The organism is Shewanella eurypsychrophilus, from assembly GCF_007004545.3.
GTDB lineage: Bacteria > Pseudomonadota > Gammaproteobacteria > Enterobacterales > Shewanellaceae > Shewanella > Shewanella eurypsychrophilus.
This window is the reverse complement of record NZ_CP045503.2, coordinates 4027127-4041217: the sequence shown is the minus strand read 5'-3', so window position 1 is coordinate 4041217 and position 14091 is coordinate 4027127. Positions and strand designations below refer to the sequence as shown.

Below are 14091 nucleotides of genomic sequence, written 5' to 3'. Positions count from 1 at the left end.
GTAAACCTTTGAAAGGAGTTTGTTATGGCGGAGTTTATTACCGAGCAGATCCGAAATATTGCGGTGCTCGGACATACGAGAGCGGGTAAGTCTACATTGATTGAAGCCTTGCTCTACCGAGCGGAGGCGATAACCCAAAAGGGCAGGGTGGATAAGGGCACAAATCATGCTGATTTCACTGTCCAAGAACAAGCCCACCGCCATAGCCTAGACCCTTCCTTTCTCAATCTCGATTTCAATCAGCACCACATCAACCTTATCGATACGCCTGGATTACCCGATCTGTTTGGCCGTGCACTATTACCTTTGCCTGGGGTTGAGTCTGTACTCTTAGTGATCAATGCCGCAAGTGGCATAGAAACCATCACTCAAAGGGCGTTTAAGGCGGCTAGAACCCAAGGGAAAGTCGTCTTGATTGCCATTAATCATATCGATGGAAATCAAGCGACCTTGCCTAAGTTACTCGATGATATTCAAACTCGATTTGGCTCCCGTTGTCTGCCGGTTAACCTGCCCACTGCATCATTAGATGATGTGGTCGATTGTTATTTACACTGTGAAGATACCTGTGCTACTGAGCTTTTATTCCACTCAATAAGTTCGGCGCGTGATGAGCTTGTCGATACTGTTTTAGAGGAAGATGAGGCGTTAATGGATCTGTATTTGGAGCAAGGTGAAGCCTTGAGCCCTCAGCAGCTGCATGAGCCTCTAGAGCGCGCACTGCGTATGGGGCACCTAGTGCCAGTTTGCTTCACTAGCTCTGAAACTGACGTCGGCATCGACGCGTTATTGGAACTTATCACTAAGCTACTACCCAACCCATTGGAGGCAAATCCAGCTCAATTCGTTAATGCGGTTGCTGGTAAATTGATCCCTGTGGATGTGACCCAAAAAGCGAATGATCATGTCTTAGCTCATGTCTTAGCTCATGTCTTTAGTGTCTCTATCGATCCATTCTTTGGTCGCATGGGGGTGATGAGGCTTCACCAAGGCACGATGACTATCGGCATGAAGCTATTTATAGGTGAAGGGCGTAAACCTTTTAAAGTCACTCATCTATTCAAGCTGCAAGGGGATAAGCATGTCGGTGTGCCTCGCGCTGTGCCGGGAGATATTATCGCACTCGCAAAAATTGATGAGCTTGAGGTAGGCGCAGTGCTTCATGATAGTCATGATGAAGATCACTTTCACCTTCCTGAGCTTAGCTTGCCTCAGCCTATTTTTAGCTTGGCAGTGTCTCCTAAGCGCCGTGGAGATGAACATAAAATCGCTGAGGTGCTCAACAAATTGGTGGCTGAGGATCCTAGCTTGAGTCTAGGTAACGCGAGTTTAGGCAGCAAGGATGGTGAGGGGCAGACGGTCCTACGTGGGCAAGGGGAGCTTCATCTGCAGATCGCCATCGAGAAAGCTCATGATCTATTTCATGTGGATATGGATACCGATAAACCCGCAGTCGCTTATCGAGAAACAGTGACGACATCAGCCCAGAGTCGCTATCGCCATAAGAAGCAATCCGGTGGTTCGGGCCAGTTTGGTGAGGTCGAAATTCGAATCGAGCCGCTACAAAGAGGTGCAGGTTTTGAGTTTGTCAGTCAGGTGGTCGGTGGTTCAGTCCCTGGGCAGTATATATCTGCGGTTGAGAAGGGAGTGAAAGAGGCCATGCTGCATGGTCTGCTAGCAGGGTTTCCCATGCAAGATATTAAGGTTAGCCTGTTAGATGGTAAGCATCACAGTGTCGATTCAAAAGAGATCGCTTTTGTGATGGCCGGAAAGAAAGCCTTTATCGATGCGGTTAATCTGGCGACCCCGGTTATATTGGAGCCTATTGTCGAGATGAAAATCTGTGTTGCCACTGAGCATGTTGGCGATATCACAGGAGATATCAGTGCACGCCGAGGCATGGTATGTGGCACGAATGCAATTAATGAGCAAAAGATAGAGGTCAGTGTCGAAGCGCCCCTTGCTGCAGTTGATGACTATTCTAATCGGCTTAAATCGATGACTGGTGGAGATGGTCAATTTTCGATGGTGTTTGTTCGCTATGATATAACCCCTGAGCATATTCAAAAAAGCTTAATAAAGGTGCATACCAAAATCGATGAGAAGCGAGCATAACATGTTGAGTATTACCACAATGAGGTCGTAACTTCATTGTGGTACTTTTGCGTTAACGTGTTATTTACTGTGTTTCAACGACCCACTTTTAGTGCAGCTATCGACACCGCCGCCACTCGTTAATCTAGTCGTTAATCCAGTAGTTAATTGTGTCTTCAATTCCTGTCTTTAACTGAAAAAAATCTTAGGTAAATAATGTTGATTTTTTCCCCTTACTCTTTGTAATTCGATATAGTGAAATCAATGTAAAATGAAATGGCTATAGCCCAATGTTGGGCTTAAGGTGACAGGATTAACTATGCGTTTATTATCATTTATTGTGTTGCTAACCGGTTTTGTTTCATTTCACACTTTTGGCCAAAGCGCCACTGAGATAGTTTCTCTATCTGATAAACAGATGCGCGGGGATGCGAGTTATACGGTTTCGACCATGAATATCATTCGCCCGGATTGGACCCGCTCCATGAGCATGAAAAGCTGGACCAAGGGGCAAGACTTGTCACTGGTACTGGTGACAGCTCCGGCAAAAGATAAAGGCAGTGCATCGCTGAAACGTCAAAAAGAGATGTGGAACTGGATCCCAAGTATCGAACGGGTGGTTAAAATTGCCCCATCTATGCTGAGTCAATCCTGGATGGGCTCAGATTTTACCAATGACGATCTTATCAACCAATCCTCCATCGTCGTCGATTATGACCATCAACTTGTCGAAGCGCAGGTTATCGATGGCGATGACAGCTATGTTATCGACGCCATAGCGAAACCCGATGCACCTGTGGTGTGGAGTAAGGTGAGGTTATGGATCTCAAAAGAGAGTTATCTACAGCGTAAAGTTGAGTTTTTTGATGAGTTCGACGATTTGGTCAATACCATGGAAACCTTCGACGTTAAGCAAATGGGAGGACGGTTAATCGCGACGCGGATGACCATGACTCCAGCTGATAAGCCAGGCAATAAAACCGAGATGCTCACCCATGAAGCTCAGTTTGATTTTGATATTGGCGATGATTTCTTCTCACAGAGTCAGATGAAAGCGTTAAGGGATTAAGCTTAAGCGGTCCTAGAACCTAGGTTCTAGGAACTCGTTCCTCATCAAGGACATTTATGTTAATAAAACTTGCTTGGCGAAATTTGTGGCGACAGAAGCGGCGCACTTTATTAACTGCCTGTGCACTCTCATTAGCACTCATTCTTTCTTTAGTTATGCGTAGTACCCAAGAGGGGAGCTATGCCAATAATATTGAAAATAACGCCCGTTTTTCTACTGGCCTTATTCAGTTGCAACATCCAGAGTTTGCCGAGACTCAGAGTATTGATGATCTTCTGCCTCAGAGTGATGCTTTTATCGATATCGCGAAACAGCTGCCTGATGTAGAGCGAGTACTGCCTCGCATAGAGTCTTTCTCACTGGCCGCAGCGGCTGATAAGTCAAAAGGCGTTATGGTGCTGGGTGTTATGCCTGAACTAGAAGATGATTACTCAGGCATTGCCAGTAAGCTGGTGGCAGGCGAGTTTCTTAAGCAAGATGATAAACAGGTGCTAATAGGTCAAGGTCTGGCTGAGTATTTTGAACTGGATGTTGGCGATGAGATCGTGCTTTATGGCCAAGGATACCGGGGGCAGACTGCAGCAGGGCTTTACACCATTAAAGGTATCCTACATTTTCCAATCTCTGGGCTCGATAATCAGCTTGTCTATATGCCACTACCATTGGCACAAACTCTCTTTAGCACAGATAAACAGGTGACGGCTTGGGTGCTGCATACCCGAGAACTTTCACAAATTGAACAGACGGTTAATCAGTTACAGCAGGCTTACACTGAGCAAGCCCAGTCGCTGGGTTTTAAAGGTCAAGTGAATGTACGTGACTGGAAGGCGTTATCTCCAGAGATGGCGCAGCAGATCGCCATGGATAAAGCGGGCGGCATATTTATGATGTATCTGCTTTATGGTGTCGTAGGCTTTGGTCTGTTTGCCACTATTTTGATGATGACCTTAGAGCGGCAGCGAGAGTTTGGCGTTATGTTAGCCACAGGGCTGTTAAGGCCAAAACTGCTTGCCTTAGTCATGCTTGAATCGAGTTTTATCTCTCTTTTGGGTATTGTATTTGGCCTACTTGTGGCCACGCCTATACTTGTCTGGTTTAACCTTCACCCGATACAGCTAACCGGGGAAACTGCACAATTGATGCTAGATATGGGCTGGGAGCCGATTATTCCTATGATGCTAGCGCCATGGCTGTTTATTGACCAGATACTGATTGTACTCGTTCTGATGTTGTTGTGCTTAATCTATCCACTATGGCGGGTTTACCATTTAGATTTGGTGACTGCGCTAAAGGGAGGTGATCATGCTCATTAAGCTAGCGTGGCGCAATCTTTGGCGACCTGTTTATAATAAGCAACTAGGTACATCAGCTTTGCTTGAGCGGAGGGCTAGCTATGTTGATTAAATTGGCTTGGCGTAATTTATGGCGAAATAAACTACGTACATCCATTATGCTCAGTGCCATGGTGTTTGGCCTCATTGGCGTGGTGACCATGATGGGATTTATGACAGGAATGTACGGCAATATGATTGACAATGCTATTGCTTGGAAAACCAGCGATCTTCAAGTTCATAATCGTCAATATGTTGATAATCCAGAGCTTAAACTTCTTATCCATTCCCCAGAAAAAATCACTGAAGCGTTAGCGAGTATGCCAGAAGTCAAAGCCTGGTCTTCACGATTTTTGGTCGATGGCATGGTCGCTTCGGCGCGCTCTAGCCGTGGGATCCGTATCAATGGTGTCGATATCGATGACGAAGCTAAAGTTACCCCACTTGCCAGTAAACTGGTTGCGGGGAGTTGGTTGCCAGTTGAGGGTAGACACCCTGTGCTGGTGTCTCAGAAAACAGCTGACAGATTGAAATTGCGTTTAGGATCAAAGGTCGTTTTAACCTTTAGCAATGTGGATAAAGATGTCACTGGCGCGGCTTTTAGGGTGGCAGGTATTTTCAAAACGCCTTCAACGGGATTTGATGATGGCAATCTCTATGTTAGACGCGGCGACTTAATGAAGCTGGCGGGGCTTGATGGTGTTCATGAGATCGCAGTCGTGCTACATCAAACGGAAAACCGATTCTCAAATGAGGCGGCGCTGAAGGTGAAGCAGCGGCTTGATGCTGAAAGTAGTAACCAGGCTAATCGCATCAGAGATTGGCAGCAGATCCAACCTATGCTGGCAACTATCATCTCTCAGATTGGCGTGAGTAACGCGATTGTGTTGGCCATCTTTATGCTGGCAATGGGCTTTGGGATTATCAATATCATGTTGATGTCGGTATTTGAGCGGACCCGCGAGTTTGGCGTCTTGATGGCTGTCGGCATGCAAAAGCATAAGGTATTTACACTGATCATATTAGAGACGGGGCTACTCGGTGTTACTGGGGGGCTTTTAGGTGTCTTCAGTGCATCTATTTTAGTTAATATTTTGCAAATTACCGGTATTGAACTTGGTGCCATGGCTGAAGGCGTGGGGGCATTAGGCGTAGATACCACTCTTTATCCTCAAGTCTCTGTGCTGGAGTATTGTTCTACCTTTGCCACTGTCATTATTGTCAGCTTGTTGGCAGCGCTTTATCCGGCAAGACAGATCTTAAAACTTAGCCCGGTCGGTGCCATGGCTGAAAAGCATTAAAGACACTTGGCAAGTGATGAAGGGGCTAAATCTGTGTTTGTCAGTACCTGCGTTTGTCAGTCGTTAAAGATAAGAAGGGTAACTATGAGTATTCAAACAACTCAACTGTGTAAAATTTATAATCAAGATACCGACTTTCCTGTGCATGCGGTTAAGGCTTTAGATCTCAATATTGAGCAAGGGGAGTTTGTTGCTGTGATGGGCCCTTCAGGTTCAGGTAAAACCACCTTGCTCAATATGATAGGCGGCATCGATGAGCCAACATCTGGCAGGGTCATCATCGATGGAAATGATCTCTGTCAGTTAAGTGATAAAGACTTGATTGGTTTTCGTCGTGATCATGTGGGTTTTATCTTTCAGGATTACAGTCTGCTGCCAGTGCTAACAGCCCTTGAGAATGTCGAGTTTGTGATGCAACTACAGGGACATTCTGAGGATGAGTGCCGAGCTAGAGCGACAGACCTTCTAAAGCGAGTGGGGCTTGGGGATCACTTACACAAAGTGCCATCGAAGCTTTCGGGAGGACAACAGCAGCGGGTCGCAGTGGCCCGTGCTTTAGCCCCAAGGCCGCAATTTGTGATGGCCGATGAGCCCACGGCAAACTTAGATGCGGCGAGCACTTCAGAGCTACTGGATATCATGCAGCAGCTTAATGAAAATGAGGGCACGACATTTATCTTCTCAACTCACGACCCACGAGTGATTAAGCGCGCCCGTCGGGTGATTGTTTTTGAAGATGGCCAGTTAACCGAGGACAAGGTGCAGTGAGATTCACTGGGTTACTTTTTCTCTCAACGTTAGCTCTGTTTCAAAGCCTAGCTTTCGCGGCACCGATTCCTGGACTCGAGCCAGCTAAAAGCTGGGATCTTGATGGTTATGTGAAATATATGGGCACGCTCTCCTATCCTGACTCATCCCCAGATAGTGTTGATCATCTCTTACATCAGCGATTTAACTTCGAGTATCGCTTCGATAGTGAGCTTAGATTGAATGCATCGATGCGAAATAGAGTGTTTTATGGAGATAGTGCAAAAATCCCTGGTTATGGTGACCTTATCGGTTTAGATCCTGGTTACTGGGATATGTCGACGACCTGGTTAGACAGTAATGGTTGGGTAGGTAATACCCAGTTTGATCGCGCCTACATCAATTGGAAGCCCAGTGAGTTTGCAGGTGGAGACTGGCAGGCAAGAGTCGGGCGTTTTCGTATTAATTGGGCGATGAGTACGCTGTGGAATCCTAATGATATTTTCAATGCTTATTCGATATATGATTTTGATTACGAGGAGCGTTCTGGCGCTGATGCTGTGCTTATTAGCCGTAAACTTGGCTTTGCCAGCTCAGTGGACTTTGTCTATAACCCTAACCAAGATAACAAGTTAACCAGCTATGCGGCGCGGTATTTAACTAATTATGCTAGTTGGGACATGCAGTTCTTAATCGGCAAGTCAGGCTTTGACCATGTTATTGGTGCAGGTTTTGCTGGCGATATTGCCGGCGCGGGCTTTAGAGGTGAAGTGAGCTATTTTGATCCTCAATATAATTATTGGCCAGCGGAAGATCCTGTGCCATATGACTCTAGCGCTAACATACCAACTGCCATAAACCCTTTAGCTAATGGAGCGAGTTTATCTCCTAGAGCACAGAGACTAGAAGCAAGCAGTGTCGCCACAATAGAGATGGATTATAGTTTTACCGGCGCGAGAAATTGGATGATCAGAGGCTCTGTGCTGCATATCTCAGAGCCCACTGACTCAGATAGTGCTCTGCTATACCTCAATTTACCTTTGACCGCTAGAACCTTAAGCTTTACCAACTGGACCAGCTATCTTGAGCTTGGCTTTGATGTTTCACCATTGAGTCGACTCACTTTTAGCTCGAGCTTTTATGATGATGGCTCCTATTTTTATGGCGCTAGTATGAGTTATTCATTGGCTAATGAGTGGAGCATGCTGATGGTATTGCAGCGATTCGATGGTCGCAGTGGCAGCTTGTTTTCACAGAGCGCATCGACACTTGGGTTTATGCAGCTAAAATGGAGTTTTTAACTCTTTTCTTTCTAAGGCTAAGATTTAGTTACTATTTTTTACTCATCACTCTCAAATACTTAAATCCTATCTCTATAAACTAACACTATATACTTGACTAAATTAGTCGGAATTAATAACATGCTAAAAAAATGAATGTTTAAACTTGCTATTTATGAGGATCACTATGGCTATATCAGGTGTTAGTTTTTTTAAAAAGAAAGATACGGCAGAAAACAGCGCTCAAACTGAGCTTGAGTCCATTCAAAGTTTGAAGCAAGACACTAATGATACGGGTGTAAAAGTAGAGGCTGATAAGAAGCCAAAGCATGGTGAGCCGGGAGTGTGCTGCGGTTCATGCTCATAGAGCCTGTTACAAGAATCAAAAGTCTGTGTTGATATTGCATAAAAAAGCCTCGATTTATCGAGGCTTTTTAGTTTCTTAATTTCGTATCATTCAAACTTTGCCATAGCTAGGCATATGTCACTCTCAAAAGAGGCTATTAGCTAGGCTAAAGGCTTGTCATTTGAAGCACCGAGCACCTCAACTAAACATGCTTGCATCAGCTGATTATTGTATTGATGGATGATATTTTGTGCATTGAGCAATTGAGGTAGCTCTAACAAAAATACCAAGCCATAGATGCCAAGACCAACCCATGGAGGCTCGATACTGAACAATAAAATCAGCCCTAAAATCAATAGACTCAAGTTCACAGCGCCACGAATAAATTTCCCAAGGTAAAAGTGGTGAAAGCCAGCAATAAAACACCAATTGAGAACGGCATAGGTGTCTGGGTCTTTAATGCTTTTAAGCGTTAACCTATGGAAATGCTTTTTCTGCTCGTCGCTTAGCTGACGCACCTTTAGGCGTATCGCCTCTTCTTGCTCAGCCAATGCCTCTTTAGACGTGAACATCATTTCTCCTTATGTAAGGGATCATGACTGATACTGACACAATCGGGCTCAGAGCAGCGCATTATTCGTTTGAAGCCGAATTTACAGCCACTCAGTAAGCCATAATGTTCGATGGCTTGTTTAGTGTATTCTGAGCAGGTCGGCGTAAAATTACATTCTAGATTGAAGTAATGCTTAGAGCCGCCCTTGCGCTGATAGCGATTAATCAAAGCGATGGCGTGCTTCGACAAACTCATTAGCCGTTACGACCCAGTGTGACAATCACAGCTTCTCGATTCCAAAATAGCCAAAAACGTTTGCGCTCGATCACTTGAAACACCACTTGCCAGCCATCGGCAGCTTGCTCATTGAGTGTTGCTTCCATTTTTTTCAGTGGCAGGCCGCTAGAACCTAATAAAATTGTGCCGCAGCCGCCTTCGACGATATGAACTACCTTGTACTCATTATAACTTGTCATTATGATCCTAAATGAAATTTTAATGCTAATACAGACAATAACTTATATTAATAACTAAGTAACGTAAATGGCATTTATTGCCTGTTGAGAGTAAAGGATTGATATTGATATCACAGAAGATGAAATCTGGACGCAGCTTTTGATTAGCTATCTCTATCGCGTTGGCTTTGATAAGATCTCAGTAGCCTATTTCACTAATTCGGAGTCAGTTTGAGTCAAGTTATTTCCCCTCAGGAGTCAGGCAAGGGCAAACTCAGTCTTTTTTTCTGTCCACTCAAACATGAATTAATGACACCTTCGCAAGCCGATGTCATTAGAGGTTGGCTCCCTGAAGATGAACGGACTAAAGTAGCTCGTTATCTTCAGCTGGCAGCCAGAGAGCAAGGTTTGATGGTTAGGGGCTTTTTAAGAGGGATTTTATCTCTGCTTGCTAAGGAGACTAGCTTAAAAGGTGAGTTTCTATCACCACAAGATTGGTGTTTTGAATATGGTAAAAAAGGGAAACCTAAGCTGATTAGTGAGCAACATGCGAGCAGCGGGCTTATCTTTAATATCAGCCATAGCGGTGATTGGCTTATTGTCGCTGTGATGCAGATAACTGAAGGCCAATCGATATGCGAATTAGGTGTCGATATCGAGCGCTATAGGCAAAGCACTAACATTTATCCTATCTTGAATCATTATTTTACCCATGAGGAATCTGAAGCTCTGCTAGCACTGCCAAATGATCAACAAAGAGAGCGTTTTTTTGATTTATGGGCATTGAAAGAATCCTATATCAAGGCTAAGGGGCTTGGTTTAGCATTATCTCTTAAATCATTCAGCTTCGATTTGTCAGAGATTAAAACGACAAAACTGGCCTTATTCGAACAAGAGACGTGTATTGATGATTTGCGAGTTAATGAAAATATTCAGTTAAACCTTCATCAAGGGGATTTGGTTAAATCAGCCGATGACTGGTCGGTGTTACTTGGCAAGTTAAATGAAGATTATCGGTTTGCTGTCAGTGTGGATACAAATTTAACCTTGGGTGTTCATGCTCAGAAGATGGAGCTTGCAGCTCTGTTAAAAGCGATTGAATCGATTTAGCACATAGAAAAAAGAGCAGAGTGACGAACAATTTTCGTCATGTCTGCTCAAAGGGAGCGAGAGATAAGCCAGACCCTAAGCCTGACATTATCAATGCGCTTTATTGCTCATTTTAGCGTTAGTACTTTGCGTTAGTGCTTTGCGTAAGTACTTAGCGTTAATACTTTGCTTGCAATGTTAGCCATAGCTTATCGGTATCGTTCGAGAAGCCATAACCCGCATCGGCGCCACTGAAGCTAGCATACTTCACACCAACGCTATAGTGTTTAGCAAATGGGTAAGTAGCTGCAACGCCCCACTCTTGACCCATGTCGATATCACCAAAATCTGAATCAAACTTATGATATTTAGCCAGTAACTTAAGCCCTGCAAGTTTAGCTGTAAGCACCACATGAGTATCTACAAGACCATTTTCCCAGTTACCTTTACCGCCAAATAGGAATTTATCGGTCCAGCCGTTAAAGGCGTGCAATGTTGCTAATGGTGTAATGAAACCCGCTTTACCATCATCAGAACCAAGGACTTCATAGCCCACTTTAGCGCCGAATGCTCCGAAGCCAACTCCTGCGCCAAGCTTATAGTAGTTAGCGGTATAGCTTGTTGGGTTATCTCCACCTTCTGACTGCTGGGCATACTCTGCTTCATAGCTAAGCTTGATTGCATCAAGCTTTAATTTACCCGCAGCACGAACACCATAGGTGTCAGTTGAGAAAGCGGCAACATTGATATTGTCGATTAAGTAAGCGTAACCAGTCATGTTGGTTATTTCGCCTGCTTTATAATTGATATTGAGCAAGCTAGTTTCGTTTTTATGCTCTTCTTTACCAGAACCTTCAGGGAAGATACGGTTAACATTATTCACATAAGAGTAGTAGGCGGTGAGGTTTTCAATCGCGGTATTTTTCACCGAGAAAGCATCGTAAGTTTGTTCATTCTGGCGGAAACCGACACCACCGACAAATCTTTGGTTGTCGAGTAAGATACGTTGACGACCGTATTTTACTAACGTCTCGGCAGGGCCTCTGTAGCCGATAAACGCTTGGTTAATCTGAGTGTATTCGTAATCAGCGATAAGCGCTTCATTGTCAGTCGAACGGACATCATCAATTTCAGTTAACGCGAAAAGATTATATATATCACCGGTTTGATAGGTAAGTCGGGTTCTTAACGTTGTTTGGTTTTGGTTATCAACTGTATCGACATCAGCATCTTCGTAGCGTAAGCGGAATTGAAGATTTACCTTTGAATCATCGATAAAGGCTTTTTTTAATGGGTCAACGCTGTCAGCAGCAACAGCAGAGGCCGAAAGAGAAGTTAAAATTGCTAGGGTAAGTGCACGAACTTTCATTGTGTAGTCCTTATGTTTCATCATTGCTCTACGTGTGTTATAGAGGTGATAAGGACTCTGTTTATTGATCTAAAACAAGGTTACGGAATGATTAATTTTTGGTGTTGATAAATGTGATTGAGATCAACGCGTTATACCTATATAGGCGTACCTCTTTGTGGGTACCTATGTATTTTGATTGGTGTTTTAATTGTGCTTTGTAACATTGAATTTGAAATGATTAAGATGGAGTAAAAATAAGCAGGGGGCAACAAGCTCCCCCTCCCGCTAATAGAGTGTGACACTAAGTGAGTTTAAAAGGTTAGTGCTTTTTATAAAAGTGTGCATCGACTTCGTTGCCTTTCGATGGGCGCGGAACTATCTCAAAGCTAGTATCGAACTCAACCGAGGCTGCTTTTAACTCCTCTAGGACGTTAGCATTGCCAGTAATCGTCGCTTTCCCCGCCTTAGCCAGTTCAGCAAGAGTGGCCTTACCGAGCAGTATTTGAGTGACATCAGCCTTATTGATAGTCAAGGTTGCATCAGCTGTTTTAGCTTTAGTCACTAGTCCGTTGTTAAGGTTACCGTTGGACATCTCTACAAAATGTATTTCATTAAGGTCCGGTATCAGAACGTTCATCGTAAATGGTGTGTGCTGAGCGATGCTTGAATCTATTTTTACTGCCATATAATCCAGTAAGTTAGTGATCGACATCTCAGCCAGTACATCGGCAGAAGCCGTTTTAGGTGTACCTGGCATTGTGCCGACCCTGAGCTCTTGTGCTCCTGTTAGGTAAGTATTGCGCCATCCCATAGTTTCAGACTGATAGCCTAGTTGCTCATAGGTATCTGCGAGCAGTGTGCGGGCTGCTTTATTATCAGGCTCAGCCATGACGACTTTATTTAGGGCTGTTGCAACAAAGCGATATTCTCCCTGTTTATAGTCGGCTTGCGCTTTATTGACTACTGCATCAGCGCCGCCCATATACTCGACGAACTTGGTGGCTTCCGGATGCGTAGGTAGTGGATTGAGGTTGGCTGGATTCATATCGAAGTAACCCAAATACATGTTGTACACCGCACGGGCATTGTGACTGTATGAACCATGATAGCCATTGGTGTGCCAAGCTTGTTGAATAGAGTTTGGGAGTACTTTTACTATCTCATCACCGATATCTTGCATGACGACGCCTTGGTTAGCTAAGCGTAGTGACTGGTTATGTACGAAGCCATAGTTATCTCGCTGAAGCTTCATGAAGTCATTGATCGGCTCATTGCCCCATATAGGTGATGAATGAGAACCAAATAGTGTGGTAACTTCACCGCCCCAGGCATTAATCATCTCGTTGATATCTTTTGACCATTTAAGTGAGTCACGCACTTTTGCGCCGCGCAAGGTGTAAACATTATGCATACCGTGATACATCATCTCGCCGGTCCAGAGTGATTTCATACTCGGAATATAAGTGGCCATACCGGCAGGTGCCTCAGTGCCTGCTGTATCGATAAACACCATCTCTAAGCCATCAATTTTAACGGTTTCAAATTTGCCTTTTTGATTAAGTTCGTGATCCGGAAGCACATAGGTGATCTCTCCCTTCGATAATGCTTTACCAAGCCCCGCATCTACGATGCCATGCTCATGGGCGCCAAGTGTTGCGCCATATTGGTAGGCTGTACGGCGAGACATGGCATTACCTGCCAGTACATTTTCGTCGATGGTCTCTTTAGTGATGCCGTTTGCTCCATAGACGATCACATCTGGAAACATATCCTGGATAGCACGGGAACCACCGAAGTGATCGGCATGTGAGTGTGAATAGATCATGGCAACAATAGGTAGGCCTTTTCCTGCTGGCACGTGCTTGAAGAAGAACTCTGTAGAGGCTTTAGCGGCTTCTTTAGTCAAGAGTACGTCGTAGACAATCCAGCCATTGTCAGAGCGAATAAAGGTGATGTTAGACAGATCCGTACCGCGAACCTGATAGATGCCGTCACGGACTTCGTAAAGTCCAGCGGCTGTCATATTAACCTGTGCCTGACGATATAAAGAGGGATTTACTGTTGCTGATACACTCTCTTGGTCAATAAAGGCATAGTCGTCAAACATAATTGCAGCAGAGGCTTTATCTAGCGGTGCAATAAGGCCTCGCTTATTGTTGTCGAAGGCTTGTCGGTTGTCCCAATCGAGCGTCGCCGAGAAGGCCTTATTCAGATCCAGTGTAGTTTGTGTTGCAGTCTTGCCATTGACATTAAGATCGCCATGAACGTGGTCATGATCATGCTGCGCAGCGCTGGTATTAAATGAGACAGCATTTAATGCCAATGCAGTAACGATTGATGCTGTGAGTATTGATGTTTTCATAGGTATTCCCCTATCAAGGTAAGCTGGTGTCAGTCGCCTATCTATACATGCAACTGGCGTGTTTCTAATTAATGGGCTTAGTCTATCGGGCTTGAATTGATAAATAATTAAGG

General features: G+C 44.5%; 13 protein-coding genes. 8 read left to right on the top strand and 5 right to left on the bottom strand.

What is annotated here, in order from left to right:
• Positions 1-24 precede the first annotated feature (24 nt).
• The 7 genes from fusA to FM038_RS17180 all read left to right on the top strand — a co-directional run bounded on the left by fusA (position 25) and on the right by FM038_RS17180 (position 8189).
• Positions 25-2115: an elongation factor G gene (fusA, locus tag FM038_RS17210; RefSeq protein ID WP_142874554.1), complete on the top strand. Its 2091-nt coding sequence runs from the start codon at positions 25-27 to the stop codon at positions 2113-2115.
• Positions 2116-2413: 298 nt separating this feature from the next.
• On the top strand, positions 2414-3163 hold the full coding sequence (locus FM038_RS17205; protein WP_142874553.1) for an outer membrane lipoprotein-sorting protein: 750 nt from the start codon (positions 2414-2416) through the stop codon (positions 3161-3163).
• 56 nt (positions 3164-3219) lie between these two features.
• Entirely contained in the window at positions 3220-4476 is a 1257-nt protein-coding gene (locus FM038_RS17200; RefSeq protein WP_142874552.1) for an ABC transporter permease, read from the top strand.
• A gap of 80 nt (positions 4477-4556) precedes the next feature.
• Positions 4557-5795 (top strand): ABC transporter permease, encoded by a 1239-nt coding sequence (locus FM038_RS17195; protein WP_195873101.1) that lies wholly within the window; start codon positions 4557-4559, stop codon positions 5793-5795.
• 84 nt (positions 5796-5879) lie between these two features.
• A complete protein-coding gene (locus FM038_RS17190; RefSeq protein WP_142874551.1) occupies positions 5880-6563 on the top strand; it encodes an ABC transporter ATP-binding protein in 684 nt (227 codons plus the stop codon).
• Positions 6560-7843, top strand: coding sequence for a hypothetical protein (locus FM038_RS17185; protein WP_142874550.1), 1284 nt, complete (start codon positions 6560-6562; stop codon positions 7841-7843). Before FM038_RS17190 ends, FM038_RS17185 begins: the two co-directional genes overlap by 4 nt.
• Before the next feature lie 166 nt (positions 7844-8009).
• Positions 8010-8189, top strand: a complete 180-nt coding sequence (locus tag FM038_RS17180) for a CCGSCS motif protein (protein ID WP_142874549.1) — start codon at positions 8010-8012, stop codon at positions 8187-8189.
• Positions 8190-8329: 140 nt separating this feature from the next.
• Here FM038_RS17180 and FM038_RS17175 read toward each other — a convergent pair whose 3' ends face one another.
• From FM038_RS17175 to FM038_RS17165, 3 genes are read right to left on the bottom strand one after another with little or no spacing between them, the layout of a single operon-like run.
• Positions 8330-8740 carry a TM2 domain-containing protein gene (locus tag FM038_RS17175; protein ID WP_142874548.1) on the bottom strand — a complete coding sequence of 137 codons (411 nt, stop codon included), beginning with the start codon at positions 8738-8740 and terminating at the stop codon, positions 8330-8332.
• Positions 8740-8976, bottom strand: coding sequence for a membrane protein insertion efficiency factor YidD (yidD, locus tag FM038_RS17170; protein WP_142874547.1), 237 nt, complete (start codon positions 8974-8976; stop codon positions 8740-8742). Before yidD ends, FM038_RS17175 begins: the two co-directional genes overlap by 1 nt.
• Positions 8976-9197: a DUF4177 domain-containing protein gene (locus tag FM038_RS17165; RefSeq protein WP_142874546.1), complete on the bottom strand. Its 222-nt coding sequence runs from the start codon at positions 9195-9197 to the stop codon at positions 8976-8978. Before FM038_RS17165 ends, yidD begins: the two co-directional genes overlap by 1 nt.
• A 210-nt stretch (positions 9198-9407) precedes the next feature.
• Here FM038_RS17165 and FM038_RS17160 point away from each other — a divergent pair, with 210 nt between their 5' ends.
• Positions 9408-10286 (top strand): 4'-phosphopantetheinyl transferase family protein, encoded by an 879-nt coding sequence (locus FM038_RS17160; RefSeq protein ID WP_419555599.1) that lies wholly within the window; start codon positions 9408-9410, stop codon positions 10284-10286.
• Positions 10287-10443: 157 nt separating this feature from the next.
• Here FM038_RS17160 and FM038_RS17155 read toward each other — a convergent pair whose 3' ends face one another.
• Positions 10444-11634, bottom strand: a complete 1191-nt coding sequence (locus tag FM038_RS17155; protein ID WP_142874545.1) for an alginate export family protein — start codon at positions 11632-11634, stop codon at positions 10444-10446.
• A 301-nt stretch (positions 11635-11935) separates the two neighbouring features.
• Positions 11936-13978 (bottom strand): alkyl/aryl-sulfatase, encoded by a 2043-nt coding sequence (locus FM038_RS17150; protein WP_142874544.1) that lies wholly within the window; start codon positions 13976-13978, stop codon positions 11936-11938.
• Positions 13979-14091 lie beyond the last annotated feature (113 nt).